At 68.0% G+C, this 24357-nt stretch carries 23 protein-coding genes; 7 read left to right on the forward strand and 16 right to left on the reverse strand.

The features are described from left to right. Positions 1-49: 49 nt before the first annotated feature. Both lysX and ACOI2T_RS15280 read right to left on the reverse strand, forming a co-directional pair. Entirely contained in the window at positions 50-3364 is a 3315-nt protein-coding gene (lysX, locus tag ACOI2T_RS15275; protein ID WP_409501829.1) for a bifunctional lysylphosphatidylglycerol synthetase/lysine--tRNA ligase LysX, read from the reverse strand. 66 nt (positions 3365-3430) lie between these two features. Then, a complete protein-coding gene (locus ACOI2T_RS15280) occupies positions 3431-3766 on the reverse strand; it encodes a DUF1844 domain-containing protein (protein ID WP_067852949.1) in 336 nt (111 codons plus the stop codon). A gap of 243 nt (positions 3767-4009) precedes the next feature. Between ACOI2T_RS15280 and infC the strand changes: the two genes are divergently transcribed. Genes infC through ACOI2T_RS15300 form a run of 4 tightly spaced genes read left to right on the forward strand, consistent with a single transcriptional unit; the run spans position 4010 to position 6045 of the window. Next, the gene (infC, locus tag ACOI2T_RS15285) at positions 4010-4621 is read left to right on the forward strand and encodes a translation initiation factor IF-3 (protein WP_234790945.1); all 612 of its coding nucleotides are present in this window, start codon (positions 4010-4012) and stop codon (positions 4619-4621) included. A 23-nt stretch (positions 4622-4644) separates the two neighbouring features. After that, positions 4645-4839, forward strand: a complete 195-nt coding sequence (gene rpmI, locus ACOI2T_RS15290) for a 50S ribosomal protein L35 (RefSeq protein WP_067852730.1) — start codon at positions 4645-4647, stop codon at positions 4837-4839. A gap of 40 nt (positions 4840-4879) precedes the next feature. Beyond that, positions 4880-5269, forward strand: a complete 390-nt coding sequence (rplT, locus tag ACOI2T_RS15295) for a 50S ribosomal protein L20 (RefSeq protein ID WP_067852728.1) — start codon at positions 4880-4882, stop codon at positions 5267-5269. Positions 5270-5292: 23 nt separating this feature from the next. Further along, positions 5293-6045 carry a TrmH family RNA methyltransferase gene (locus ACOI2T_RS15300; protein WP_409501830.1) on the forward strand — a complete coding sequence of 251 codons (753 nt, stop codon included), beginning with the start codon at positions 5293-5295 and terminating at the stop codon, positions 6043-6045. Positions 6046-6081: 36 nt separating this feature from the next. Here ACOI2T_RS15300 and ACOI2T_RS15305 read toward each other — a convergent pair whose 3' ends face one another. Both ACOI2T_RS15305 and ACOI2T_RS15310 read right to left on the reverse strand, forming a co-directional pair. Then, positions 6082-7323, reverse strand: a complete 1242-nt coding sequence (locus ACOI2T_RS15305) for an acyl-CoA dehydrogenase family protein (protein WP_067852724.1) — start codon at positions 7321-7323, stop codon at positions 6082-6084. 9 nt (positions 7324-7332) lie between these two features. Next, a complete protein-coding gene (locus tag ACOI2T_RS15310) occupies positions 7333-8370 on the reverse strand; it encodes an oxygenase MpaB family protein (protein WP_409501831.1) in 1038 nt (345 codons plus the stop codon). A 228-nt stretch (positions 8371-8598) separates the two neighbouring features. Here ACOI2T_RS15310 and ACOI2T_RS15315 point away from each other — a divergent pair, with 228 nt between their 5' ends. From ACOI2T_RS15315 to pheT, 3 genes are read left to right on the forward strand one after another with little or no spacing between them, the layout of a single operon-like run. Beyond that, positions 8599-9510: an adenylate/guanylate cyclase domain-containing protein gene (locus ACOI2T_RS15315; RefSeq protein WP_409501832.1), complete on the forward strand. Its 912-nt coding sequence runs from the start codon at positions 8599-8601 to the stop codon at positions 9508-9510. Between the two features lie 60 nt (positions 9511-9570). Then, positions 9571-10614 (forward strand): phenylalanine--tRNA ligase subunit alpha, encoded by a 1044-nt coding sequence (pheS, locus tag ACOI2T_RS15320; RefSeq protein WP_409501833.1) that lies wholly within the window; start codon positions 9571-9573, stop codon positions 10612-10614. Next, complete coding sequence (pheT, locus tag ACOI2T_RS15325; RefSeq protein ID WP_409501834.1) at positions 10614-13094, forward strand: phenylalanine--tRNA ligase subunit beta; 2481 nt, start codon at positions 10614-10616, stop codon at positions 13092-13094. Before pheS ends, pheT begins: the two co-directional genes overlap by 1 nt. An 86-nt stretch (positions 13095-13180) precedes the next feature. Here the strand turns inward: pheT and ACOI2T_RS15330 are convergent, their stop codons facing one another. From ACOI2T_RS15330 to ACOI2T_RS15385, 12 genes are read right to left on the reverse strand one after another with little or no spacing between them, the layout of a single operon-like run. Then, a complete protein-coding gene (locus ACOI2T_RS15330) occupies positions 13181-14026 on the reverse strand; it encodes a fumarylacetoacetate hydrolase family protein (protein ID WP_409501835.1) in 846 nt (281 codons plus the stop codon). Between the two features lie 35 nt (positions 14027-14061). Beyond that, positions 14062-14850 carry an SDR family oxidoreductase gene (locus tag ACOI2T_RS15335; RefSeq protein WP_409501836.1) on the reverse strand — a complete coding sequence of 263 codons (789 nt, stop codon included), beginning with the start codon at positions 14848-14850 and terminating at the stop codon, positions 14062-14064. Between the two features lie 9 nt (positions 14851-14859). Continuing rightward, a complete protein-coding gene (locus ACOI2T_RS15340; protein ID WP_409501837.1) occupies positions 14860-15753 on the reverse strand; it encodes a dihydrodipicolinate synthase family protein in 894 nt (297 codons plus the stop codon). After that, the gene (lhgO, locus tag ACOI2T_RS15345; RefSeq protein WP_409501926.1) at positions 15750-16958 is read right to left on the reverse strand and encodes an L-2-hydroxyglutarate dehydrogenase; all 1209 of its coding nucleotides are present in this window, start codon (positions 16956-16958) and stop codon (positions 15750-15752) included. Before lhgO ends, ACOI2T_RS15340 begins: the two co-directional genes overlap by 4 nt. A gap of 5 nt (positions 16959-16963) precedes the next feature. Further along, entirely contained in the window at positions 16964-18127 is a 1164-nt protein-coding gene (locus tag ACOI2T_RS15350; RefSeq protein WP_409501838.1) for a CaiB/BaiF CoA transferase family protein, read from the reverse strand. Continuing rightward, positions 18124-18624, reverse strand: coding sequence for an AbrB family transcriptional regulator (locus ACOI2T_RS15355; protein ID WP_067852706.1), 501 nt, complete (start codon positions 18622-18624; stop codon positions 18124-18126). Before ACOI2T_RS15355 ends, ACOI2T_RS15350 begins: the two co-directional genes overlap by 4 nt. After that, complete coding sequence (locus tag ACOI2T_RS15360; RefSeq protein WP_409501839.1) at positions 18624-20198, reverse strand: tripartite tricarboxylate transporter permease; 1575 nt, start codon at positions 20196-20198, stop codon at positions 18624-18626. Before ACOI2T_RS15360 ends, ACOI2T_RS15355 begins: the two co-directional genes overlap by 1 nt. Before the next feature lie 8 nt (positions 20199-20206). Continuing rightward, positions 20207-20776 carry a tripartite tricarboxylate transporter TctB family protein gene (locus tag ACOI2T_RS15365; RefSeq protein WP_409501840.1) on the reverse strand — a complete coding sequence of 190 codons (570 nt, stop codon included), beginning with the start codon at positions 20774-20776 and terminating at the stop codon, positions 20207-20209. Then, positions 20773-21774, reverse strand: coding sequence for a tripartite tricarboxylate transporter substrate binding protein (locus ACOI2T_RS15370; RefSeq protein ID WP_409501841.1), 1002 nt, complete (start codon positions 21772-21774; stop codon positions 20773-20775). Before ACOI2T_RS15370 ends, ACOI2T_RS15365 begins: the two co-directional genes overlap by 4 nt. A 12-nt stretch (positions 21775-21786) precedes the next feature. After that, positions 21787-22239 carry a PaaI family thioesterase gene (locus ACOI2T_RS15375; protein ID WP_409501842.1) on the reverse strand — a complete coding sequence of 151 codons (453 nt, stop codon included), beginning with the start codon at positions 22237-22239 and terminating at the stop codon, positions 21787-21789. Beyond that, positions 22236-23030 (reverse strand): enoyl-CoA hydratase-related protein, encoded by a 795-nt coding sequence (locus ACOI2T_RS15380; protein ID WP_409501843.1) that lies wholly within the window; start codon positions 23028-23030, stop codon positions 22236-22238. Before ACOI2T_RS15380 ends, ACOI2T_RS15375 begins: the two co-directional genes overlap by 4 nt. After that, positions 23027-24250: a CaiB/BaiF CoA transferase family protein gene (locus ACOI2T_RS15385; RefSeq protein WP_409501844.1), complete on the reverse strand. Its 1224-nt coding sequence runs from the start codon at positions 24248-24250 to the stop codon at positions 23027-23029. Before ACOI2T_RS15385 ends, ACOI2T_RS15380 begins: the two co-directional genes overlap by 4 nt. Between the last annotated feature and the right edge of the window lie 107 nt (positions 24251-24357).

Raw genomic sequence — 24357 nt, forward strand, 5'->3', positions numbered from 1 at the left:
ACCGGCTAATCGTGGCCGCAGATCCTTGCGGTCGGCTGTGAGCTTGCTGTCACCGCGGTTTGGCCAACGGGAACGGCAAGGTTTCGCGGATGCTGCGCCCGGTGATCAGCATGACCACGCGGTCCACTCCCATGCCGAGCCCGCCGGTCGGTGGCATCGCGTACTCCATGGCCTGCAGGAAATCCTCGTCGAGTTCCATGGCCTCCGGATCGCCGCCCGCGGCCAGCAGTGACTGCTCCTGGAGCCTGCGGCGTTGCTCGACCGGGTCGGTGAGTTCGCTGTACGCCGTGCCCAACTCGACACCCCAGGCCACCAGGTCCCACCGCTCGGCCACCCCGGGGATGCTGCGATGCGGCCGGGTCAGCGGCGACACCGAGGTCGGGAAGTCCTTGTAGAACGTGGGTTCGGTGGTCTGGTCCTCGACCAGGTGCTCGTACATCTCCAGCACCACGGCACCGGCGTCCCAGTGCGTGAGATACGGAATGCCTGCCGAATCGCACAGCCGGCGCAGCGTCGCCAGGTCGGTTTCGGCGGTGATGTGCTCGCCGATGGCCTCCGATACCGCGTCGTGCACGGTCTTGACGGCCCACTCGCCCGAGATGTCGACAGGTTCGAGCACACCGTCTTCCCGCGGCCGCAGGAAGACGTGCGCCCCGTTGGCGGCCTGTGCCGCGTTCTGGATGAGTTCGCGGCAGCCGTCGATCCAGACGTTGTAATCGGCGTGGGCCTGGTAGGCCTCCAGCAGCGTGAACTCCGGGTTGTGGCTGAAGTCCACGCCCTCGTTGCGGAATGCCCGCCCCAGCTCGAAAACCCGCTCGACCCCGCCCACGCACAACCGCTTGAGGTAGAGCTCCGGCGCGATCCGCAGATACAGATCGAGGTCGTAGGCGTTGATGTGGGTCAGGAACGGTCGGGCGTTGGCGCCGCCGTGGATCTGCTGCAAAATCGGGGTTTCCACTTCGAGAAAACCCTTGGCGTACAGCGTTTCCCGGATGGCATGCAGCGCACCGCTGCGAGCCCGGATGAGATCACGGGCCTCGGTGTTGACGGCAAGGTCCACGTAGCGGGCCCGTACCCGCGCCTCCTGGTCGGTCAGGCCCTTCCATTTGTCCGGCAGCGGGCGCAGGCATTTGCCGATCAGCCGCCAACTCGTCACGATCAGCGACCGGGTGCCGTTGCGGCTCACACCGATCGATCCGGTCACCTCGACCAGGTCGCCCAGATCGATGGTCGCGGTGAAGTCGGCGGTGTTTCCATCGGTCAGCTGCGAATTGTCCAGCAGGAGTTGCACTTCACCCGACCAGTCGCGCAACTGCGCGAACAGCACGCCACCGTAGTCGCGTACCCGCAGCACACGGCCCGCCACCGTCAGGGTCTCGCCGTCGGCGGTGTCGAGCGCGGCCGCGACGGTGTGGCTCGGAGCCTGGCCGACCGGGTAGGCATCGACACCCTTGTCCTGCAACGCCTTGAGCTTGGCCATGCGTACGCGCACCTGTTCGGGCAGCCGTGGCGGCTCGGTGTCGTCGGTGGTGTCGGCTTCGATCCCGGCCATGTCGGGCGTGCTGCCGTCGCGGTGCAAGCGTCCGGACTGGACGAGATCGGCCGGTGCGGCGACATGGTCGCCGGTGTGCTGCTTGTTGCGCCGGGAGAACGGCAGCACGAGAAAGCCTTCGGCGATCACCGACGCCACCCCGACCCGGGGAACCAGGCGGGCGTCCTCGTAGCACGCGTAGCGCGGCACCCATTCCGGCTGGTATTTCATGTTCGAGCGGTACAGCGTCTCCAGCTGCCACCACCGCGAGAAGAACACCAGCAGCCCGCGCCACATCCGCGCCACCGGCCCGGCACCGAGCTGGGCGCCCTGCTCGAAGGCCGATCGGAACATCGCGAAGTTGAGCGAAATACGGCTGACCCCAATGTCTTCGGACTGCATGCAAAGTTCGCTGACCATGAGCTCGATGGTGCCGTTTGGGGATTGTGGCGAGCGGCGCATGACGTCGAGCGAGACGCCGTTCGAACCCCACGGCACCAGCGACAGCATCGCGACCACAGCGTCTTTGTGCCCGTCGTTCTGTACGGCCTCGACCAGCAGGCAGTCGCCGTCGGCGGGATCGCCCAGCCGGCCCAGCGCCATCGAGAACCCGCGTTCGGTCTCGGTGTCGCGCCAGGCGTCGGCGCGTTCGATCACCGCGGCCATTTCGGCCTCGGACAGTTCCCGGTGGCGCCGGATCCGCACCGAGGCGCCGGCCCGGCGTGCGCGCGTCACGGCTTGGCGCACCGCGCGCATATCGGGCCCGGACAGCCGGAAGTTCTCCGGATGCAGGATGGCCTCGTCGCCGAGTTGCAGCGCGTTGAGCCCCGCCGCACGGAACGCCTCGGCAGCCGTCGAACTCGCACCCATCACGCCCGGTGCCCAACCGTAGGTCTGGCACAACTGCAACCAGGCTTCGATGGCCTGCGGCCAGGCTTTCGGATCGCCGACGGGGTCGCCGCTGGCCAGGCAGACCCCGATCTCGACGCGGTAGGTGATGGCTGCCCGGCCGTTCGGTGCGAACACCACGGACTTGTCGCGGCGGGTCGCGAAGTAGCCGAGCGAATCGTTCTTCCCGTACAGCGTCAGCAGGCCGCGGATGGCCGATTCGTCCTCACCGGTGAGGGCGTTGGTGGCCCGCTGCGACTGGAACAGCACGATCGCCGCGGCGATCAGCGCCAGCGCGCCGAACAGGCCGAAGATGTCGTTGAGGAACGTGTGCGAGTACCCCTCGAACACCTCGGTCGGCACGGTCGCGAAACCGCTGACGCGGTTGATCGCGTAGGGCAGTCGCCATTCCGGCGCCAGTGTGCCGGGGAACAGCTCGAGCAGGCCCCACGCCGCCAGGATGCCGATCGCCATCCCGGCCACGAGCACCACGGCCGACTTGAACAGCGCGCCGCGGCGCACTTTGGCCCAGAACTGGTTGCGGGCCAGCACGAGGAACGCGATCGCCGCGGCGTGGAACACCAGGCCGATCGATTCGCCGACGTCTTCGGCGGCCGTGTTGCCGCCGCCGACGAGGTCGCCGAGGTTCCAGCCGACCGCGCCCACCATGTAGAGCACGAGAATCCACCACGCGATGCGTTTGCGGGCCGCGAGGGCCGCGGCAAGCAAGGCCAGGACGAATGCCCACGCGAAGCTCGTGTCGGGGAAGTTGAAGACGTAGTCGTTGACGAACTCCCGCGGCACCCTGATGATCCAGCGCACCAGCGGCGAGACGCTCGCGATCAAGGAGAGGGTCGCGATGACGCCGACGGTCCAGCCCGCTGCGGCGGGAACCCAGGAGAACCTGGATGTCGGCCGCGTGGTGGCGCGGCTGGTAACGGTCATACGCCGGGAGAATAGGCGCTCAACCCGGGAAAATGGTGGAGCTCACGCGGCCCGACGGGCAACCGGCTACCAGACGGGGCCGGTGTACTTCTCGCCCGGGCCTTTACCCGGTTCGTCCGGGGCGGCGCTGGCTTCCCGGAACGCCAGTTGCAGGCTCTTGAGTCCATCACGTACCGGCCCAGCGTGTGGCCCCAGGTATTCGGCCGACGCGGTAACCAGACCGGCGAGCGCGGTGATCAGCCGGCGGGCTTCGTCGAGATCTCGGTGCGGGCTGTCATCGGGATCCTCGGCGGACAGCCCGATCTTCTCGGCCGCTGCGCTCATCAACATGACCGCCGCCCGGGTGATCACCTCGACGGCGGGAACATCGGCCAGGTCACGAATGTTATTCGCATCGGTCACGCCTGCTAGACTGTCATGCGCGACCGTCCCGGCGTACGCCAGGGACAGCAAGTGGAGTCCCACTCCCACCGTTGACCACACCGGTTCAACGGTCCGGTCACCAACATCCACGATGTTGGTTCTGCGGTCACCCGCAGGCGGCGCCAGCCGTGATCGGTCGGCATTGGGCCCTGCTTTGAGCAGGGCTTTTCTGTTCTATGGGCAGAAGGTGCGGATGGGGTAGGTCTCCTACACAGACCAACTATAGGAGGCCCCATCAGCACTGAGACCCGCGTCAACGAGCGCATCCGTGTACCCGAAGTCCGCCTGATTGGACCAGGTGGTGAGCAGGTAGGCATCGTGCGCATCGAAGACGCCCTCCGCGTCGCCGCGGATGCCGATCTCGACCTTGTCGAAGTTGCCCCGGACGCCAAGCCGCCCGTGTGCAAGATCATGGATTACGGCAAGTTCAAGTACGAGACGGCACAGAAGGCGCGCGAGTCTCGCAAGAACCAGCAGCAGACCGTCGTCAAGGAACAGAAGCTGCGTCCCAAGATCGACCCGCACGATTACGAGACCAAAAAGGGTCACGTGATCCGCTTCCTGGAGGCGGGGTCGAAGGTCAAGGTGACGATCATGTTCCGCGGACGCGAGCAGTCGCGGCCCGAACTGGGCTTCCGGCTCCTGCAGCGGCTGGGCGCCGACGTCGCCGATTACGGCTTCATCGAGACGTCCGCCAAGCAGGACGGCCGAAACATGACGATGGTGCTGGCACCGCACCGCGGCGCGAAGACTCGCGCCAAGGCGGCGGAGCAGGCCGAGCGCCCGGTCGGGCAGCAGGCCACCCCCGAAGAGCCAGACGTATCGCAGAACTAGATTCACAAGAGAACTGAGGATTCATGCCCAAGGCGAAGACCCACAGCGGTGCCTCCAAGCGGTTCCGCCGCACCGGTACCGGCAAGATCGTGCGGCAGAAGGCCAACCGTCGCCACCTGCTCGAGCACAAGCCCAGCAAGCGCACGCGCCGTCTCGACGGTCGCACGGTCGTCGCGACCAACGACAACGGCCGTATCAACAAGATGCTCAACGGCTAAGTACCGCCCGCTATCCGACGAACGAGAATAGGAACATTCCATGGCACGCGTGAAGCGCGCACTCAACGCCCAGAAGAAGCGGCGCACAGTACTGAAGGCCTCCAAGGGCTACCGCGGCCAGCGGTCCCGGCTGTACCGCAAAGCCAAAGAGCAGCAGCTGCATTCGCTGACCTACGCATACCGGGACCGCCGTGCCCGTAAGGGCGAGTTCCGCAAGCTGTGGATCTCGCGGATCAACGCCGCCGCCCGCGCGAACGACATCACCTACAACCGCCTGATCCAGGGCCTCAAGGCCGCCGGTATCGAGGTGGATCGCAAGAACCTCGCCGAGATCGCCGTGAGCGACCCGACCGCGTTCGCCGCGCTGGTCGAGGCCGCCAAGGCCGCTTTGCCCGAGGACGTCAACGCGCCTTCGGGAGAAGCCGCCTGACGCTGACCGAGCGTTCTGCCCGGGTGGCGGCTGCGGTCAAGCTGCACCGCCACGTCGGGCGCCGCCGCGCCGCACGTTTCCTTGCCGAGGGGCCCAACCTCGTCGAGGCAGCGTTGCGGCGCGGACTCGTTTCCGAGGTGTTCGCCACCGAATCCGCACTCGACCGGTTCGGCGCGATGCTCGACGGCGCCGCGGTGGAGCTGGTCACCGAACGCGCGGCGAAAGCGTTGTCGGACACCGTGACTCCCGTCGGGCTCGTCGCGGTGTGCCGGCTCCCAGAGGCGTCGCTCGACGAGGTTCTGGCCGCCGCGCCGCAGTTGATCGCGGTACCCGTGCAGATCTCCGAGCCGGGCAACGCCGGCACCCTGATCCGGGTCGCCGATGCGATGGGCGCCGCCGCAGTCGTGCTGGCGGGCAACAGCGTCGACCCGTACAACAGCAAGTGCCTGCGGGCCTCCGCAGGCAGCATCTTCTCGATCCCGGTGATCAGCGAACCCGATGAGGCCGGTGCCGTGCAGCGGCTGCGCGCGGCCGGATTACAGGTGCTCGCCACCACCGTCGACGGCGAGGTGGATCTCGACCGTGCGGACCTGGGCATGCCGACCGCGTGGTTGTTCGGCCCCGAAGCCCACGGTCTGCCAGGCGAACTCGCCGCGATGGCCGACCACCGCGTGCACATCCCGATGCCCGGCCGTGCCGAGAGCCTCAACATCGCATCGGCGGCGTCGATCTGCCTGTATCAGAGCGCCCGCGCGCACCGGGCCGTCGGAGGTTGACGGTGTGCCGCGTGGCGCATCCCGGCGGAGCCTGATCTAACTCAGCAAACCCCGTGCCACGTGGGTGATCTGAACTTCGTTGCTGCCGGCGTAGATCATCAACGATTTGGCGTCGCGCGCCAGCTGCTCGACCCGGTACTCGGTCATGTAGCCGTTTCCACCGAACAACTGCACCGCATCCATCGCGACGTCGGTTGCCGCCTGCGAGCAGTACCACTTGATCGCCGACGCCTCGGCCAACGAGATCTGCTGACCGCTCTGCGCTGACTCGATGACCCGGAACAGCATGTTGCGCACGTTCATCCGGGCCACTTCCATGTTGGCCAGTTTGAGCTGGATCAGCTGGAACTGGCCGATCTCCTGACCCCACAGCGTGCGGCTCTTCGCGTAGTCCACGCTCAACCGCAGACACTCCTCGATGACGCCGAGCGCCATGGCGGCCACGCCGATGCGTTCGGCGGAGAAGCTGGACCTGGCGCTTTCGCGGCCGTCGCCGGATTCGTTGTCCTCGGTCTCGCCCAGCAGCCGGTCGCGGCCCAGGCGGACATTGTTGAAGAACAGCTCGCCGGTGCGGGAACTGTGAATGCCCATCTTGCGGAACGGCTTCGACTGCACGAAGCCCTCCATGCCCTTGTCGAGGACGAACGTGAGCACCTTGCGGCCGCGCTTGTCCGCGCCATCGCCCTCGTCCAGTTTTGCGTAGACCACCACGACGTCGGCGTCGGGGCCGTTGGTGATGAACGTCTTCTGACCGTTGAGGATGTAATCGCCTGATCCATCGGTGGCACGGACCACGTAGGACTTCATGCCGCCGAACGCGTCCGAACCGGAGTCGGGCTCGGTGATCGCCCACGCGCCGATCTTCTCGTAGGTCACCAGGCCGGGCAGCCACCGTTCTTGCTGTGCCAGCGTTCCGCGGCTCTGAATGGTGGGCACCGTCAACCCGAGGCTGACACCCATGCCGGTCACCAGGCCCATCGACACCCGGCACAGCTCGCTGATCAGCACGAAACCCATGCCTGCCGATGCGCTGCCGCCGCCGAACATCCCGCCGCCGCCCGCCGACGGCTTGCCGCCGTCCCGGAGCCGGGCCAGCCGCTTGTCGAGCGCCTCCTTGGCCATCGCGTCGATTCCGAAGGCCGAGAACAACTTCCGGACGATGGGGTAGGGCTCCATCTCACCGCTCTCGAGCTCGTCGAGGTGCGGGCGGATTTCCTTGTCCACGAATTCGCGTACGGCGTCGCGCACGGCGATGTCGACGTCTGACCAATCAAGCATTCCGCTACCTTATGCCGCGGAATTGCGGCGCGGTGGGGGCCGTCGGGCGGGCCGCAGCGCGGGCAGCGAGAACGTCGTGTGCACCAGCGAGCCTGCCCGGTCCAGCAGGGTCTTGCGCTGCGGCACATAGTGCATCGGCAACCCCCACCGATCGCGCGGCGGTGCCATGAAGCCGGGTGCCTCGACCAGCGGCGCGTCGGCCGGCAGCCGACCGGCCGCCCTGCGGTACGCCGAGATCGCTCGCGGGTGCAGTCTGATCTCGTCCGGTACCGCGACGAACGCGAGCTCGACCATCTTGCCGAATATTCGCAGCAGCACTTCGTCCCCTGGCGTCCAGCGCATGCCGGCCTTCTCGCGCACCGCGGGGTCGAAGAGTCCGGCGGCGATCCAGCGTTGCGCTCCCACCAGGGGTTTGAACAACTGGTCCCAGACCGGCGTCGGCATCAGCACGAACCACGGCTTGGGGATGCGGATGCTGAAGATGTCGAGCGTCGCGCGGTTGATCTCCAGTTCGTCGCGGCACTTGGCGTCCCAGTACTCCTGGAATTCCTCCCAGGTCGCCGGAACCGGGCGCATGCTCATGCCGTACATGCGGTACCACTGCACGTGTTCATCGAACAGCTGGCGTTTCTCGGCCTCCGTGAGGCCTCCGCAGAAGTATTCGGCCGTCTTGATGATAAGCATGAAGAACGTCGCGTGCGCCCAGTAGAACGTCTCCGGGTTCAGCGCGTGGTAGCGCCTGCCCTTGGCGTCGACGCCCTTGATGGTGGTGTGAAAGCCCTTGATCTGCGCGCCGGTCTGAGCCGCCCGATCGCCGTCGTAGACCACGCCCATGATCGGGTACACCGACCGTGCAACCCGCTGCAGCGGTTCGCGCAGCAAAATCGAGTGGTCTTCGACCCCGGCGCCGAGTTCGGGATACATGTTCTGGATGGCGCCGATCCACACCCCGAGCATCCCGGTGCGCAGATCGCCGAAGTACTTCCAGGTCAGAGAATCCGGCCCGAGCGGTTCGTCCCGGTCGTCGGTTGTCGCTCTCGTGGTCATCGCGTCCTCGTTGACTCGTCATGACGTGTATCACAGTTGGGGCCAACGATAGTGATGACAACGGTCGTTGTCTACGACGCCGCGGCGTGGCGAGGCGCAGTGTTATCGCCCGGCAATTGTGTTGCTGCGGCGCCGTGACCAGCGCCCATTGCCGGCTTGCGGCGGGTGTGAGCAAACCCTGCGCGCACGTCATTGCCGGTCGGTCCGAAAGCCACTTACGCTGGCGCTGTGAATGGCGAATCGTTCGATGAACGATCCGGCCGTGTCGGGGAAATCGAAGAGCTGCCACAGGGCCGCCCGGTTCAGCCGCGTGGTCTGCCCGGCCCGTTGGGTTGGCTGCAGCGCACCAATCACAGCCCCGCCGTGATCGACATGGTCCGGCGCGTGCGCCGGGCCCTGCCCGGCGACCCGGACTTCGGCGATCCGCTCTCGGCGGCCGGGGACGGCGGCCCGCGTGCTGCCGCCCGCGTGGCTGACCGTTTGCTCGACCGTGGCGCCGCGTCGCGGGAGGTGAGTCTGGGTGCGCTTCAGGTGTGGCAGGCGATCGCCGAGCGGGTGTCCGGTGTCCCGCCCAACCCCGAGGTGACTCTCGTCTTCACCGATCTCGTCGGGTTCTCGACGTGGTCGTTGAAGGCAGGCGACGACGCCACTCTGCGTTTGCTGCGCCGCGTCGCCCAGGTGGTCGAGCCGCCGGTGCTGGAGTCCGGCGGCCACATCGTCAAACGCATGGGCGACGGCATGATGGCGGTGTTCTCCGACCCGGGGACCGCGCTGCGCGCGGTGCTCACCGCACTGGATGCGCTGACCGTCGTCGATGTCGATGGCTACACGCCGCGCATGCGGGTCGGTATGCACACCGGCAGGCCGCAGCGCCTCGGGTCCGACTGGCTCGGCATCGACGTCAACATCACCGCACGGGTGATGGAACGTGCGCCGAAAGGTGGCCTGGTGGTGTCGCACACCACCTTGGAGGGCATCTCCGAGGAGCAGCTCGCCGCATTGGGCGTGACCGTCAAACGCGAACGGCGCCCGATGTTCTCGGCGCGGCCGGAAGGTGTCCCGGAAGATCTCGTGATGTATCGCGTCAGAACCGCGAGGCAACGGCCCGGCGGAGACGACAACGGCGCGCCGGACGCATAATCGTTCGGCGGCGTCGAAACGCATTCGAAGGCCGGTGAGTGCATCGCCTATGATCGCCGGGTGGCTGAGCAGCCCAGTGATCTCTCCGAAGAAACCCTGACCAAAGCCGTCAGCGCGGCCCGGCATGCCTTCGATCTGGCCGGTGACCTCGACGCGTTGGCGCGCGCCAAAACCGAGCACCTCGGTGACCGCGCGCCGATCGCACTGGCCCGCCAGGCTCTGGCTACGCTGCCCAAGGCCGACCGCGCCGATGCCGGCAAACGCGTCAACGTTGCTCGCGGCGAAGCCCAGCGCGCATACGACGAGCGGCTGGCCGTGCTGCGCGCCGAGCGCGACGCCGCGGTGCTCGTCGCCGAGCGCATCGACGTCACGCTGCCGTCGACGCGCCAGCCGATCGGTGCCCGGCACCCGATCACGATCCTGGCCGAGAACGTCGCCGACACCTTCGTGGCGATGGGTTGGGAGTTGGCCGAGGGTCCCGAGGTCGAGACCGAGCAGTTCAACTTCGACGCGCTGAACTTCCCGCCCGACCATCCGGCGCGCAGCGAGCAGGACACGTTCCAGATCGCGCCCGACGGCTCGCGTCAGGTGTTGCGTACCCACACGTCGCCGGTGCAGATCCGCGCGCTGCTCGAGCGTGAGCTGCCCGTCTACATCGTCTCGATCGGCCGGACGTTCCGCACCGACGAACTGGACTCCACCCACACGCCGGTGTTCCACCAGGTCGAGGGGCTTGCGGTGGACAAGGGCCTGACGATGGCGCACCTGCGCGGCACGCTCGATGCGTTCGCGCGCGCCCAGTTCGGCCCGGAGGGCCGCACCCGGTTCCGGCCGCACTTCTTCCCGTTCACCGAACCGTCGGCGGAGGTGGACATCTGGTTCCCCAACAAGAAGGGCGGACCGGGCTGGGTCGAATGGGGTGGCTGCGGCATGGTGAACCCGAATGTGTTGCGCGCGTGCGGCATCAACCCCGATGTGTACTCCGGCTTCGCGTTCGGCATGGGATTGGAGCGAACCCTGCAGTTCCGCAACGGGATTCCTGACATGCGCGACATGGTCGAGGGCGATGTCCGCTTCTCGCTGCCGTTCGGGGTGGGCGCCTGATGCGCGTTCCCTACAGCTGGCTGCGTGACGTCGTCCGCGCCGGGGCACCCGGCTGGGACGTCACACCCGAGGAGCTCGAGCAGACGTTCATCCGGATCGGCCACGAGGTCGAGGAGATCATCCCGATCGGTCCGGTGAGCGGTCCGCTGACCGTCGGCCGGGTGGCCGAGATCGAGGAGCTCACCGAGTTCAAGAAGCCGATCCGAGCCTGCAAGGTCGATGTCGGTGAAGCCGAACCCCGCGACATCGTCTGTGGTGCAACGAACTTCGTGGTTGGCGATCTCGTCGTGGTGGCGCTGCCGGGAACCACGTTGCCGGGTGACTTCACCATCGGGTCGCGCAAGACCTACGGCAGGCTCTCCGACGGGATGATCTGCTCGTCGGCCGAGATGAACCTCGGCGTCGACCATTCGGGCATCCTGGTGTTGCCGCCAGGTACCGCCGAACCCGGCACGCCCGCCGCGGGCGTTCTCGGCCTCGACGACGTGGTGTTCCACCTCGCGATCACCCCGGACCGCGGCTACTGCCTTTCGGTGCGCGGTCTCGCCCGCGAAATCGCATGCGCCTACGACCTCGACTATGTCGACCCGGCCGATGTCGCGCCGCTACCGGTCGAGGGTGAAGCCTGGCCGCTGACCGTTCAGCCCGGCACGGGCGTGCAGCGGTTCGGTTTGCGTCCGGTCACCGGGATCGATCCGGCCGCGGTGTCGCCGTGGTGGATGCAGCGGCGACTGCTGCTGAGCGGCATCCGGGCCATCTCGCCCGCGGTCGACGTGACCAACTACGTCATGCTCGAACTCGGCCACCCGATGCACGCCCACGACAGCAGCCTGATCACCGGCGGTTTCGACGTGCGGTTCGCCCGCGACGGCGAGAAGGTCGTGACCCTCGACGATGTCGAGCGCACGCTGAACTCCGGCGACGTCCTGATCGTCGACGACGTCGCGACCGCCGCGATCGGCGGTGTGATGGGTGCGGGCACCACCGAGGTGCGCGAGACCACCACCGACGTGCTGCTCGAGGCCGCGGTGTGGGATCCGGCCGCGGTGTCGCGCACGCAACGCCGCCTGCATCTGGCGAGTGAGGCGGGCAGGCGCTACGAACGTTCCGTCGATCCGGCGATATCCGTTGCGGCACTGGATCGTTGCGCGACCCTGCTGGCCGAGATCGCCGGCGGCACCGTGCAGCCGAAGCTGACCGACTGGCGCGACGGCGACCGTGCCGATTGGTCACATCCGGCCATCGACATCCCCGCCGACCTGCCCGACCGCACGGCAGGCGTCGAGTACGCCGCGGGGACCACCGCGCGGCGGCTGACTCAGATCGGTGCTGCCGTCACGGGTACCGATCCGCTGACCGTGACCCCGCCGAGCTGGCGGCCCGATCTGCGCCAGCGCGCCGACCTGGTCGAGGAGGTGCTGCGGCTCGAGGGTTTGGAAGTCATCCCGTCGGTGCTGCCGACGGCTCCCGCCGGGCGTGGCCTCACGCCGGTCCAGAAGCGCCGCCGCGCCATCGGAAAGTCGCTCGCGCTGGCCGGATTCGTCGAGATCCTCCCGACGCCGTTCCTGCCTGCCGGGGTGTTCGACGCGTGGGGTCTGGCGGCCGACGATCCGCGGCGCACGACCACCAACGTGCTCAACCCGCTGGAGGCCGACCGCCCCCAGCTGGCCACCACGCTGCTGCCCGGCCTGCTTGAGGCATTGGGACGCAACGTGTCCCGTGGCACCGCAGACGTCGCGCTGTTCGCGATCGCGCAGGTGGTCGAGCCGACCGAACAGATCAGGGCCGTCGAGCTCATCCCGACCGACCGCAGGCCGACCGACGAGGAGATCGCCGGACTGGATGCGTCATTGCCGCGCCAGCCGCAACATGTCGCCGCGGTGCTCACCGGCCTGCGCGAACCCGCGGGCCCGTGGGGGCCGGGCCGTCCGGTCGAGGCCGCCGACGCGTTCGAGGCCGTGCGCGTGATCGGCCGGGCCGCCGGGATCGAACTCACGCTGCGTGCCGCCCAGGAACTGCCGTGGCATCCGGGCCGGTGCGCGCAGGTGCTCGTCGGCGACACGCCCGTCGGCTACGCGGGCCAGCTGCACCCGGCGGTGGTCGAGCGGACCGGCTTGCCCAAGGGCACCTGCGCCGTCGAACTCGACCTCGATGCCATCCCCATCACCGAAACGCTGCCCGCGCCGTCGGTTTCACCGTTCCCCGCGGTCTTCCAGGACATCAGCATGATCGTCGAAGATGACGTCGCGGCGGCGGCCGTCGTCGACGCCGTCCGCGACGGAGCGGGTGAGCTGCTCGAGGATGTCCGGCTCTTCGACGTCTACACCGGCCCGCAGATCGGGGAGGGCCGTAAGTCGCTCACCCTCGCGCTGCGGTTCCGCGCCGCCGATCGCACGCTGACCGAGGACGAGGCCAGCGCTGCCCGCGACGCGGCCGTGGCCGCCGCGGCCGACCGTGTCGGTGCGGTGCTGCGGGGCTGACTTCTCCTGCGCGAGCAGACGCGCAGGTACCCAAAACTTGGACATTTCGGGTACCCAAGCGTCTGCTCGCGGGTGTGGGGTGACCGCTAACTCACCGGGTTGGTCAGCGCGGCCAGCCCGTCGCCGAGCTCGCAGCGCACGATGTCGCCCGGCGCGATGCCGACCGCACCCGGTGTGCCGGTCGAGAGGATGTCGCCCGGATAGAACGGCATCACCTGACTGTGGAAGCTCAGTAGCTCGGCGGGGGAGAACGTCATGCCCGACACGGTGTCCTCGCGATGCACCGCACCGTTGTGAATCGTTGCGACCCTGAGCTTTTCGAGCGGCCCGTGCGCGAGCACCTCGTCGAGCGTGATGAGGTCCGGGCCGAACGCGAGGAAGGACGGATAGTTCTTGACCCGCGTCAGGTAGCGCGGGTTCTCCAGCAGGATTCCCTCGGCGGTCTGGTCGAGCACCGGCACCACACCGGCGACATAGGACATCGCGTCCTCGACGCTGACCTGGTAGCACGGCTTTCCGATCACGAGCCCGAGTTCGGCTTCCGAGGTCACTTTCCCGATGCCCGGCGGCACCACGATCGGATCTCCCGGGCCGACGATGGTGTGGTCGCCTTTGAGGAACGACGCGGGCGATGTGCGGGGTGCCTGCTCGCCGAGATCACCGGCGTGCGCGCCGTAATTGAGCCCGATGCCCAAGATCTTGCGTGGCCGGGTCCATGGCGCGAGTGCCGGGGTATCTCCCGCGACGCACGCGTCCTCGGCGACCCCGGCGGCAACCGCGGCCGCCAGCGCTTCGAGGGTGTCGGCCGCCAGCAGCGCCAGCAGATCGGCGGGCGCGCCCGCCAGAACTTTGTCGACGCGCGCGAGGCGGCCGTCGGCCAGTGCGACGCATGCGATCGGGTGATCATCGAGTAGGACAGTGCGCAGACGCATGAAACTCCTATGAAAGTTGTTGTGATATCGAAAGTTCAGACGACGCTGCGGATCAGTCCGCCGTCGACGCGCAGAATCGTGCCGGTGATGTAGGACGCCCGGTGGCTGCACAGGAACGCCGCGGCGTCGGCGTACTCGTCGGGCCTGCCGTACCGGCCCAGCGCCATTGTCGCGGCGCTGTCCCGCGCCACGTCCTCGACGCTTCGCTGTTCACGCTCGGCGCGGCGTTCGTCGAGGAAACGCGTGCGGTCGGTGGCGATCCGGCCCGGCACGATGACATTGCTCGTGACGCCGTCGCGGCCGACCTCGTCGGCCAGCGTCTTGGACCACGCGTGCAGGCTGGCCCGCAGCGTGTTGGACAGCCCGAGGTTCGGAATCGGGTTCAGCGCACCCGACGACGTCGAGGTCAAGACGCGGCCCCAGCCACGTTCACGCATCCCGGGGACCACCCGGTCGGTGAGCGCGATGACGGCCAGCACCATCTTCTCGAAGCTGTCGACCCACGTATCGGCGTCCTGCCCGGCGACCGGGGTCGGCGGTGGGCCGCCGGTGTTGTTGACGAGGATGTCGACCGGGCCGAGCGTGCGCTCGACCTCCGCGACGGCCGGCTCCATGCGGTCGCGGTCACCCAGATCCCACACCAGCGGAAGGGCTTTGGCGCCCGCCTGCTCGATGCGGGCCGCGGTGGCCGCGAGCGCGTCGGCCGAACGTCCCGCAACCGCGACGTTGGCGCCTTCCTCGGCGAGCCGCACCGCGATGGCGCCGCCGAGCCCGCCGCTGGCGCCGAGCACGAGCGCGGTGCGTCCGGTGATCCCGAGATCCATGAATACTCCTCAGCGCGATGCGTGGTGGGGCAGGGTGGCGAGATGTTGGTCGAGGAGGCCGACGAGCGACGCCGGCAGCGCCATCGCGGGGCGGCGCACCCGGCTGCCGGCGATCACCCCGCGCCGCCGCAGCACCTCCTTGCGGATGGCGAGCCCGACACGCAGTTGCCCCTCGAAGTTGACCAGCGGCAGCCACGGTGCGAAAACCTCACGCGCAGCGGCGAATCCGCCATCCCGGTACGCGCGCAACACCGCGGCCAGTACGGCCGGATGGCTGAAACCGGTCATCGCACCCGCCGATCCGGCCGCGAGCTCGTCGAGTAGGCCGACACCGCCGAGGCCGCCGAACACCGGAACGTCGAGCCGGGGCGCGAGGTGGGCGATCGCCGCCGAGGTCGGCGGCGTCTCGGATTTCACGCCGACCGCGAACGGGCACGCCCGCACGAGGGCGACCACCTGCTCGTCGGTGACACTCACCCCCGACACCACGGGGTAGTCCTGAACCAGCACACCGATACCCGTCGCATCGTGCAGGCCGCGCAGCGATTCCGCGGCCACGGCCGGGTTGGCGTCGCCGATCTGAGCCATCAGTGCGGCGGGTGGACGTGGCACCGCGCCGAGCAACCGCTGTGCTTGTGCCACCACGGCATCCGGATCGCGTTCGGACAGCCCGAGCACGTAGGGCAGGTCGGTTGCGGTGGCGACGGTCTGCGCGACCGCGTCGGCCTCTGCCGGTTCCAGCGACGCCGCCTCACCGAACACGCCGAGCGCGACAAGCCCGTCGCAGCCGTCGCCGGAAAACGATGCCACCTCGTTGCGCAACGATTCGAGGTCGATGTCGAGATGCTCGTCGAACGGGGTGGCAAGGACGCCCCAGAGGCCTTGGGCAAGAACAGTGTTCACGTTTCGCTTTCGAGTGTGCCGACGACGTGCTCGGCGATGGCGAGCGCCGAGGTCGCCGCGGGGGACGGGGCGTTGCGCAGCACCACGATGCGGTCGCGGATGCTGATGCGGAAGTCGTCGACGAGGCCGCCGTCCGCGTCGAGCGCCTGGGCCCGGATACCGGCGGTGCCTGCCACGACGTCGTCGTCGGCGAGTTCGGGGACGTAGGCACGGGCGGCGGCGACGAACCGCCGCTTGCTCAGCGAGCCGTACATCTCCCGGATACCGGTACGCCAGTGCCGGCGGGCGAAGCGCCAGAACGCGGGCGTTCGGGCGACCCCGGCCAGGTCAGCGACCGAGACGTTCTTCCACGTGTAGCCCTCACGGGCAAGGGCGAGAACGGCATTCGGGCCGATCAGCACCTCGCCGTCCACGCGGGGGGTCACGTGCACCCCGAGGAACGGATAGCGCGGGTCGGGCACCGGATACACGAGCCCGTTGACCAACCCGCGGCGCTCCGGCTTGAGCGCGTAGTACTCGCCGCGGAACGGCATGATCACCGGATCCGGCCCGTCGCCCGCCATTTCGGCCAACCGGTCGCTCTGCAGCCCGCCGCACGCGATCACCTGGTCGAACGCGGCCTGATCGGTGCCGCCTCCGGTTCGGACCGTGATCACCACCTCGGTACCGGTGGTCCGCATGCCGATGACCTCGTGGCCGATCAGGATCTTCGCACCGGCGCCGGCGGCGTCCGCCGCGAGCGCCTGGGTGACCTCGGCGAAGTCCACGATCGATGTGGACGGCGAATGCAGGGCGGCGACACCCCGCACGTGGGGCTCGAGTTCGCGCAGCTCGGCGGGGCCGATCACGCGGATGCCGGGCACCCCGTTGGCCCGGGCTCGGTCCTCGATGTCGGCAAGCCGCGCACGCTCCACATCGTCGAGCGCGACAAGCACCTTGCCGCACGCGATCCGGCGGATCCCGCGCTGCGCGCAGTACTCCTCGAGCAGCCCGACACCACGCCGGCACAACAGTGCCTTCGCCGAACCGGGTTGGTAGTACAGCCCGGCGTGGACCACACCGCTGTTGCGGCCGGTCTGATGCGATGCGAGCCGGTCCTCTTTCTCGAAGACCGTGACCTCGGCGTCAGGCTGACGCTGCAGGAGTTCACGGGCGACGGCCACCCCGACGATGCCGCCGCCGACCACGGCAACCCGTTTCGGTATCGGACTCATCGGCCACCTCCGGCTGGTGCGTACCCGGCGAACACCTCATCCTGGTCGGCACCGAGTGCCGGCGGGGCATCGCAGCGTGGCTCGCGATGGTCGGACAACGTGAGCGGTGACGCAGGCATGTCGAGGTCGCCCAGCGTCGGGTGTGTCACCGTCGTGACCATCGACGCGCGGACCTGCTCCCAGTCGTAGACCTCGGGCACGGTGCGGATGCGGCCCGCGGGCACGCCCGCGGCGTCCAGTGCGGCGAGGACGTCGTCGGCGTGACGGTCGGCGAGCAGCGTGTCGATCTCCTTCTGCAGTTCGTCGGCCCGGCTGACCCGGTCGACGTTGGTCGCGATGTCCGGCCGGGCGGCGTCGAGACCGACGATCGGTGCGAATTTGCGCCACAAGGCCTCTGAGCCGACAGCGATCACGATATCGGCATCGGCACAGCCGAACACCCCGTACGGCGCGATGGACGGATGACGGTTACCGGTGAGCACCGGTTCGACGCCGGCGGCCAGCCACCCGACGCCATGGAAGACGTGCACGCCGACGACCGCGGCCAGCAGCGACGTCTCGACGTGCTGCCCAAGGCCCGTACGTTCACGGGCACGCAGGGCCGTCATCACGCCGAACGCGCCGAACAGGCCGGCCAGCAGATCGGCGATCGGGATGCCGACGCGCTGCGGCGGCCCGCCCGGCCGGCCGGTGAGCGTCATGAGGCCGCCCTCGGCCTGCACGATCTGGTCGAAGCCGGGCCGGTTGCCGTCGGGGCCGCCCTTGCCGAATCCGGTGATGGACAACGTGACCAGCCGCGGGTTGAGCTCGCGCAGGCCGTCCAGCCCGAGCCCCAACCGGTCCAGCACACCGGGCCGGTAGTTCTCGACGAGCACGTCGGCCTGCGAGACGAGCCAGCGCAGCCGGTCGGCATCCCCGGCCGACTTGAGGTCGAGTACCACCGACCGCTTGTTGCGGTTGGCGCTCATGTAATACGCCGACTCCCGGTGGCCGTTGCGGTCGACGTAGGGCAACCAGCCGCGGCTGTCGTCACCACCCGGTGGCTCGACCTTGATCACATCGGCACCGGCGTCGGCCATCATCATGGTCGCGTAGGGGCCGGCCAGCGCACGGCTGAGATCCACGACCCGGATATCGGCAAGCGGTCGACGATTCGTCACCCGCGTCCTCCCATCAGTTTCAGGCCGACCGACATGAGCACGATCACCGAGGTGATCCGCAGTACGTGCACGGTCAGCACGATCGGAACATTGGCACCCGCACCGGCCGACAGCGCACCCATCTGCGCGATGCCGCCGGGTGCGGTGGCCAGTAGTGCGGTCATCGAGTCGAACGGCGTGAACTTCCACAACAGCAGTGCCGCAACCAAACCGAACACCAGGAACGCCACGACCGTCACGACGATCGGCACCACGGCCGCGCGAAGCTGCGTCAGCGTCTCGTGCGTGACGCCGGTACCGAGCAGCCAGCCGAGCAGGACGTAGACGATCCACTTGCCCGCTGCCGGTATCTCGAACGCCGAGGTGCTCAGAATGTTGACGAGTGCGACTCCCACCATGGCGCCGAGCAGCGGCGCGGCCGGCAGGTGCAACAGGGTGGCCACTGCGGCACCCACCACGGCCGCCGTCGCCGTGAGCAGGAGTGTGCCGAGGTTCATCACACGCGTTCCCGCTCGTTGTCGTCACGTGCGTCCTCGGCCTTGCCGGATCGGCGTCGAGCCGAAACCAGTTGCAGCGCACTCTGACTGGCGCGCCGCAACGGGTCCTTGATCAATGGGATCATGAACAGGAACACGATGAAGCACAGGATGGCCAGTGACGTGCCGCGCTGCAGGAACACGTCGAGGTTGCCGCCCGAGATCACCATGGTCTGGCGCAGCGACTCCTCGGCGAGCGGGCCGAGGACCAGCGCGATGACGAGCGCCGCGGGGGACAGGCCGTAGATCCGCATGAAGAACCCGAGTACGCCGCACACGAGCATGATCTGGACGTCGAGCAGGCTCTTGTTGACCGCGAACGTGCCGAGCACGCACAGCACGATGACGATCGGGCCGAGCATCCGGAACGGCACGCGGGCGATGCTCGCGAAGCCCGGGATGCAGAACACGTTGACCAGCAACAGCATCACGTTGCCGAGGAACATGCTCGCGATCAGGCCCCACGCAAACTCGGGATTCTGCTCCATGAGCAACGGGCCCGGCTGCAGACCCCACATCAGGAAGCCGCCCAGCAGCACCGCGGTCGCGCCGCCGCCCGGAATGCCGAGCGTCAGCAGGGGCACCATGGCGCCCGATGACGCGGCGTTGTTGGCGGCCTCCGGTCCGACGAGCCCGGGCAGCGCGCCCTTACCGAACTTCCCGGGCGTACGGGAGATCGACTTCTCGACGTTGTAGGCCATCAACGAGGCGACGGTCGCACCGGCACCGGGCGTGATGCCCACGCCGAACCCGAGGAACGAACCCCGCAGCGACGGCCCGACGGACTCGCGGTAATCCTTGCGGGTCGGCCAGAATCCGCGCTGGCGCGCCGACACCCCGAAGAAGTCGAGCTTCTCCAGATGCCCGCCGCGCCACAGGGTGTGCAGCACCTCGCCGACCGCGAACAGCCCGATCGCCACGGGGATGAAGTCGACCCCGTTGATGAGGTTGACCGAACCGAACGTGTAGCGCTGTTCGCCCCCGCCGATGTCGATGCCGACGGTTCCGATCGCGAACCCGATCAGCGCCGACAGTGCCCCGAGCAGCTTGTTGCCCCGGAGGATCACGATCACGGTCAGCAGGCCCGCGACGACGATCAGGAAGTACTCGGGCGGGCCGAATGTCTTGGCGAACTCGGCGGTGATGGGTGCCGCGAACGACAGCAACACCGCGCCGATGGTGCCCGCGACGAACGACGCCAGTGCCGCCATCACGAGCGCCGGGCCCGCCCGGCCCTGTTTGGCGAGCGGATAACCATCGAATGTGCTTGCGACGGTGGCAGATTCGCCTGGTGTGTTGATGAGCACCGAGGTGATGGTGCCGCCGTACATCGAGCCGTAGTAGACGGCGGCCAGCATCACGATGGCCCCGGTCGGATCGAGTCCGAAGGTGACCGGGAGCAGGATCGCCAGGCCGGCGGACGGCCCCACCCCGGGGATGACCCCGACGATCATGCCGATCAGAACGCCGCCCACGAGCAGCAGCAGGTTCTGCATTGTCAGAATGGCGGCGATGCCGTCCAGCAATTGACTCATGTTGCTCCTCAGCCGATCGGCAGGATGCCTTGTGGCAGACCGACGTTCAGCCCGGTCTCGAATGCCAGGTACAGCAGGACCGGGACGCTGATGGCGATGATCAACGCGCGCACGTGGTGTTCGCGGTCCAGGAACCACAGCGTGACGCCGAGGAACAGGACACCGGACACGGCGGCGCCGAGGATCCCGAACAGCGCGACGAACACCGCCGCGGCGACGACGAACGCCACGAGCGCACGCGGGTGCCTGCCGAGGTCGGGTTCGGCGGCCTCCTCGGCGGCCTCCGCCGCCGAGGTGGGCTTGTCGCTCGGCCTGGCGAAAAACTCCCGGGCCAGGGCGATCACGGTGATCACCATCGCGATGCCGCCGAGGATGCGGGGGAAGAACCCGGGGCCGATGCGGCCGGCCACGGTGCGCCATTCCATGCCCATCGCCATCTCGGTGTAGAAGGCGAAACCGATCAGGAGCACCCCGAGGAACGCGAGCTTGGGCCAGTTGACCACTCGTTTGCGCCGGGACGTCGAGGCGGCCGATGCTGACACGTTCAACTGTGTGGTGGCAGGGGTCGTCGCGGTCATAGGGCGCCCTGCTCTTTCAGCGTGGATTCGAATTCAGCCGTGGTCTGATCGAGATAGGTGGTGAAGTCGGCACCCCAACGTTCGTCGCGCGTGAGGTGGTTGTCGGCGAGGAACTTGCCCCACTGCTCGCTCTTGACCACTTGCTGCATCGTCTTGATCCACCAGTCCCGCGCGTAGTCGGGGGCGTCCGGGGGAAGGATCAAGCCGCGCGGCATCGACGGCAGGTCGGTCATGCCCTTCTCTTCACCGGTCGGAACGTCGGGCAGTGCCGCGAGCCGCTCTTTCCCGGTGAACAGCAGCGGGCGCATGTCACCGGACTCCACCTGGCCCAGGATCGAACCGGGGTTGGAGATCATCGCGTCGAGCGCACCGGACAGCAGCGACGTCTGGACCTGGCCCTCCTCGTTGTAGGGCACGTATTCGATGTCGTAGCCGGCATGTTCGGCGATGATCGACTGCAGGATGAAGTCGACGTTCACCGTGCCGATTCCGCCGACGACGACGGTGCCCTTGTTCTTGGCGTATCCGACCCAGTCCTCGAAGGTCTTGATGTCGCTCTTGCCGTCGACGAGCAGCAGCGCATCGTCGGTGGCCAGCAGACCCACATGGGTGAAGTCCTTGTAGGTCCAGCCGGGGTTGGCCTGCAGCGGGGTGGTGAGGAACGAACCCGACGTGGTCGAGACGTCGTAGCCGCTTCCGCGCTTGCTCAGCAGGTAACCCCATCCGGTCGCGCCGCTTCCGCCTTCGCGGTTCTCGACGGCGATGTCGGCCGGGTAGAGCTTCTCCTCCTGAATGACCTGGACGAGCTTGCGCGCCATGAGGTCGTTGCCGCCGCCCGGGCCGAATGCGATTGTCCAGTCGAGGTTCTTGGACGGATATGCCTCGGCGGACTCGCCGCCGCCCCCGGCGCCGCTGCAGGCCGACAGGACCAGAGCGGTGACAGCGACCAGCACGGCGAAGATGATGTTGGGCCTACTCTTCAGGCTCTTCAGTCGCATGGTTGTTTCTCCTCATTGAGTGGTGGGGTGGCGGAACCAGGAGCCGTTGGCGGTCGCGACAAGTCGTCCGGCGTCGTCGTGCATCCGGGATTCGAGCTGGACGACGCGGCGTCCGCCGTGGACGATCCGCCCGGTACAGCTCACGTCAGAGGTGACCGGGCGCAGGAACCTCATCTGCATCTCGATGGTCGAGCCGGCGGACAGGTAGCGATTGCACGCATGGCCCATCGAGATGTCGAGCACCGTGGACAGCACGCCGCCGTGCACGGCGCCGCCTGCGTTGCACAGATGGTGGGCGAACGGCAGGTGCACCGTGCAGGCGTGCTCGTCGTCGAGGTAGTCGATCGACAGGCCGAGGAAGTGAATCAGGAAGTACTGACCGAACTTCGGCTCGGCGACCTCGGTCGCGTAGCGCGCGGCCGCGACCGGATCCTCGGTGGTGCGCAGTGGGTCGGTGGTGGTCATGACCAGGTGAACCTCGGTGGGCGCTTCTCCAGGAACGACCGGACGCCTTCGGCGTAGTCGTCGGTGTCGAACGACGAATTGCGGATGTCGACGGTCACGTCGTCGTCGGTGCTCTGCCCGCCGAGTACGAGTTCGACGATCCGCTTCGAGGACCGCACGCTGAACTGCGCGCGGGTGGTGACGAGGCGCGCGAACTCGTAGGTGTGCTTCTCCAGATCCTCGGCAGGCACGAGTTCGTCGATCAGGCCGAGCCGCAGCGAGTCATCGGCATAGATGTGCTGGCCGGAGAACAGGATCCACTTCGCGCGGGACGGGCCGACGACGTCGACGAGGCGCTTGGTGGATTCCAGGCTGTAGACGAGACCGAGCTTGGCCGGCGTGATCCCGAAGCGCGACCGCTCGTCGGCGAAGCGGAGGTCACAGGCCAGTGCCAGCCCGCAGCCGCCGCCGATGCAGTAGCCGTGCACCATCGCGATGGTCGGTTTGGAGCAGCCTTCGACAGCGTGCTCGGCGGCCGCGACCTGTTCGTTGTAGGCCTTGGCCGATTCACTGTTGCCGCGCACCTGCTCGAACTCGCTGATGTCGGCGCCGGACGCGAAGCTGCGGGTGCCCTCACCGCGCACGACCACGACCTTGACCGCGGGATCGGCGTCGAGTTCGGCGAAGACCTCCGGGATGCGCTGGTACATGCCGAGCGAGATCGCGTTGTGGCTGTCGGGGTTGCTCAGTACGACGGTGGCGATGCTCGGGGTCTCGGTGTCGCGCTCGACGCGAATGGTCTTGTCGCTCATGCGGATCGGCCTTCCTGGAGTTCTGGGTGGGCGTCGTAGAGAGTGCCGTCGGAGAACAGGCGGTCGATCTCGTCGCGATCGATGCCGAGTTCGGCGAGGACGGATGCAGTGTGCTGTCCCAGCCACGGCGCGGGGGAGCGCACGCTGAATTCGAGGTCGGAGAACCGGGTCGGCGGTGCGATGGTCCGCATCGGGCCGATGATCGGATGCTCGAGGTCGACGATCATGCCGCGCGCCTGCACGTGCGGGTCGTCGAGGGTCTCGTCGTAGGTCAGCACCGGTCCGCCCGGTACGCCGGCCGAGTCGAGCCGGTCGACCCAGGCGCTCGTCGGGAGCGTCGTGGTGATGGCCTCGATCTCGGCTTCCAGTTCGTCGAGGTGTGCCATGCGGGCCGGCAGGTCGATGAAGCGCCGGTCGTCGGCCCAGTCAGGGCGCTTGAGGACGTCGTTGATGAGACGCAGCCACAGCCGATCGGTGTTGGCGCCGATCGTGACGTAGCCGTCGGCGGTCCGGTAGGCCTGGTACGGGGCGGAGCGACGGTGCCGGGTGCCGGTTTGGGCAGGCATCTCGCCGTCACCGAAGTAGGCCCCGGACTCCCAGACCGTCCACGCGAGCCCGGCGTCGACGAGCGAGATGTCGATGTACTGGCCCGAGCCGGTCTGCCGCCGGTTCAGTTCCGCGGCGAGGATCGAATAGATCGCGGTGGCGCCCGCGGCGATGTCGTTGATCGCGATGCCGACCTTGGTCGGCTTGCCGTCGGGGTGACCGGTCATCCGCAGGAAGCCACCGATGCCCTGGGCCATGATGTCGAAACCGGGCCGGTCCCGGTACGGACCGGTCTGACCGAACCCGCTGATCGAGCAGTACAGGATGTCCTCGCGCAGCGCGCGAAGGGCGTCGTAATCGATGCCGAGGCGCCGCGCGACTCCGGGCCGGAAGTTCTCGATGACGAGATCGGCGCCGGCCGCCAGCTCGAGGAACAGTTCCCGGCCGCGTTCGGACTTGAGGTCGAGGGCCACCGACCGCTTGCTGCGGTTGGGCATTGCGAACGGGTAGCTCTCGCCGTTCACCTTCGGTGCCATACGCCGTGAGTCGTCGCCCGTGCCGGGCTGCTCGATCTTGATGACGTCGGCACCGAGTTCGGCCAGAACCATCGTGCAGTAGGGACCCGACAGAAATCTGGTCAGGTCGAGGACTCGGAATCCGCTGAGTGGTCGCATTGATCCTTCCCGCATTGTGGGATATGTTTTGCGCTGTGCGGAAAGGTTACGGCCGTGACTGAAGTCACGTCAACCCTGATGTGCGATGCGAGTCACTGACCGAAGGC

The organism is Mycolicibacterium wolinskyi str. Jessa 2025 (assembly GCF_049241375.1).
GTDB classification, from domain to species: domain Bacteria; phylum Actinomycetota; class Actinomycetes; order Mycobacteriales; family Mycobacteriaceae; genus Mycobacterium; species Mycobacterium wolinskyi.

Excerpts from the sequence above, each read along its gene's own strand:
- ACOI2T_RS15330 (WP_409501835.1), bottom strand. The coding sequence starts at position 14,026 with ATGCGTCTGCGCACTGTCCTACTCGATGATCACCCGATCGCATGCGTC.
- ACOI2T_RS15385 (WP_409501844.1), bottom strand. The coding sequence starts at position 24,250 with ATGCGACCACTCAGCGGATTCCGAGTCCTCGACCTGACCAGATTTCTG.
- rpmI (WP_067852730.1), top strand. The coding sequence starts at position 4,645 with ATGCCCAAGGCGAAGACCCACAGCGGTGCCTCCAAGCGGTTCCGCCGC.
- pheT (WP_409501834.1), top strand. The coding sequence starts at position 10,614 with ATGCGCGTTCCCTACAGCTGGCTGCGTGACGTCGTCCGCGCCGGGGCA.
- rplT (WP_067852728.1), top strand. The coding sequence starts at position 4,880 with ATGGCACGCGTGAAGCGCGCACTCAACGCCCAGAAGAAGCGGCGCACA.
- ACOI2T_RS15365 (WP_409501840.1), bottom strand. The coding sequence starts at position 20,776 with ATGACCGCGACGACCCCTGCCACCACACAGTTGAACGTGTCAGCATCG.
- ACOI2T_RS15305 (WP_067852724.1), bottom strand. The coding sequence starts at position 7,323 with ATGCTTGATTGGTCAGACGTCGACATCGCCGTGCGCGACGCCGTACGC.
- ACOI2T_RS15360 (WP_409501839.1), bottom strand. The coding sequence starts at position 20,198 with ATGAGTCAATTGCTGGACGGCATCGCCGCCATTCTGACAATGCAGAAC.
- lysX (WP_409501829.1), bottom strand. The coding sequence starts at position 3,364 with ATGACCGTTACCAGCCGCGCCACCACGCGGCCGACATCCAGGTTCTCC.
- ACOI2T_RS15375 (WP_409501842.1), bottom strand. The coding sequence starts at position 22,239 with ATGACCACCACCGACCCACTGCGCACCACCGAGGATCCGGTCGCGGCC.
- ACOI2T_RS15380 (WP_409501843.1), bottom strand. The coding sequence starts at position 23,030 with ATGAGCGACAAGACCATTCGCGTCGAGCGCGACACCGAGACCCCGAGC.
- ACOI2T_RS15310 (WP_409501831.1), bottom strand. The coding sequence starts at position 8,370 with ATGACCACGAGAGCGACAACCGACGACCGGGACGAACCGCTCGGGCCG.
- ACOI2T_RS15335 (WP_409501836.1), bottom strand. The coding sequence starts at position 14,850 with ATGGATCTCGGGATCACCGGACGCACCGCGCTCGTGCTCGGCGCCAGC.
- ACOI2T_RS15355 (WP_067852706.1), bottom strand. The coding sequence starts at position 18,624 with ATGAACCTCGGCACACTCCTGCTCACGGCGACGGCGGCCGTGGTGGGT.
- ACOI2T_RS15370 (WP_409501841.1), bottom strand. The coding sequence starts at position 21,774 with ATGCGACTGAAGAGCCTGAAGAGTAGGCCCAACATCATCTTCGCCGTG.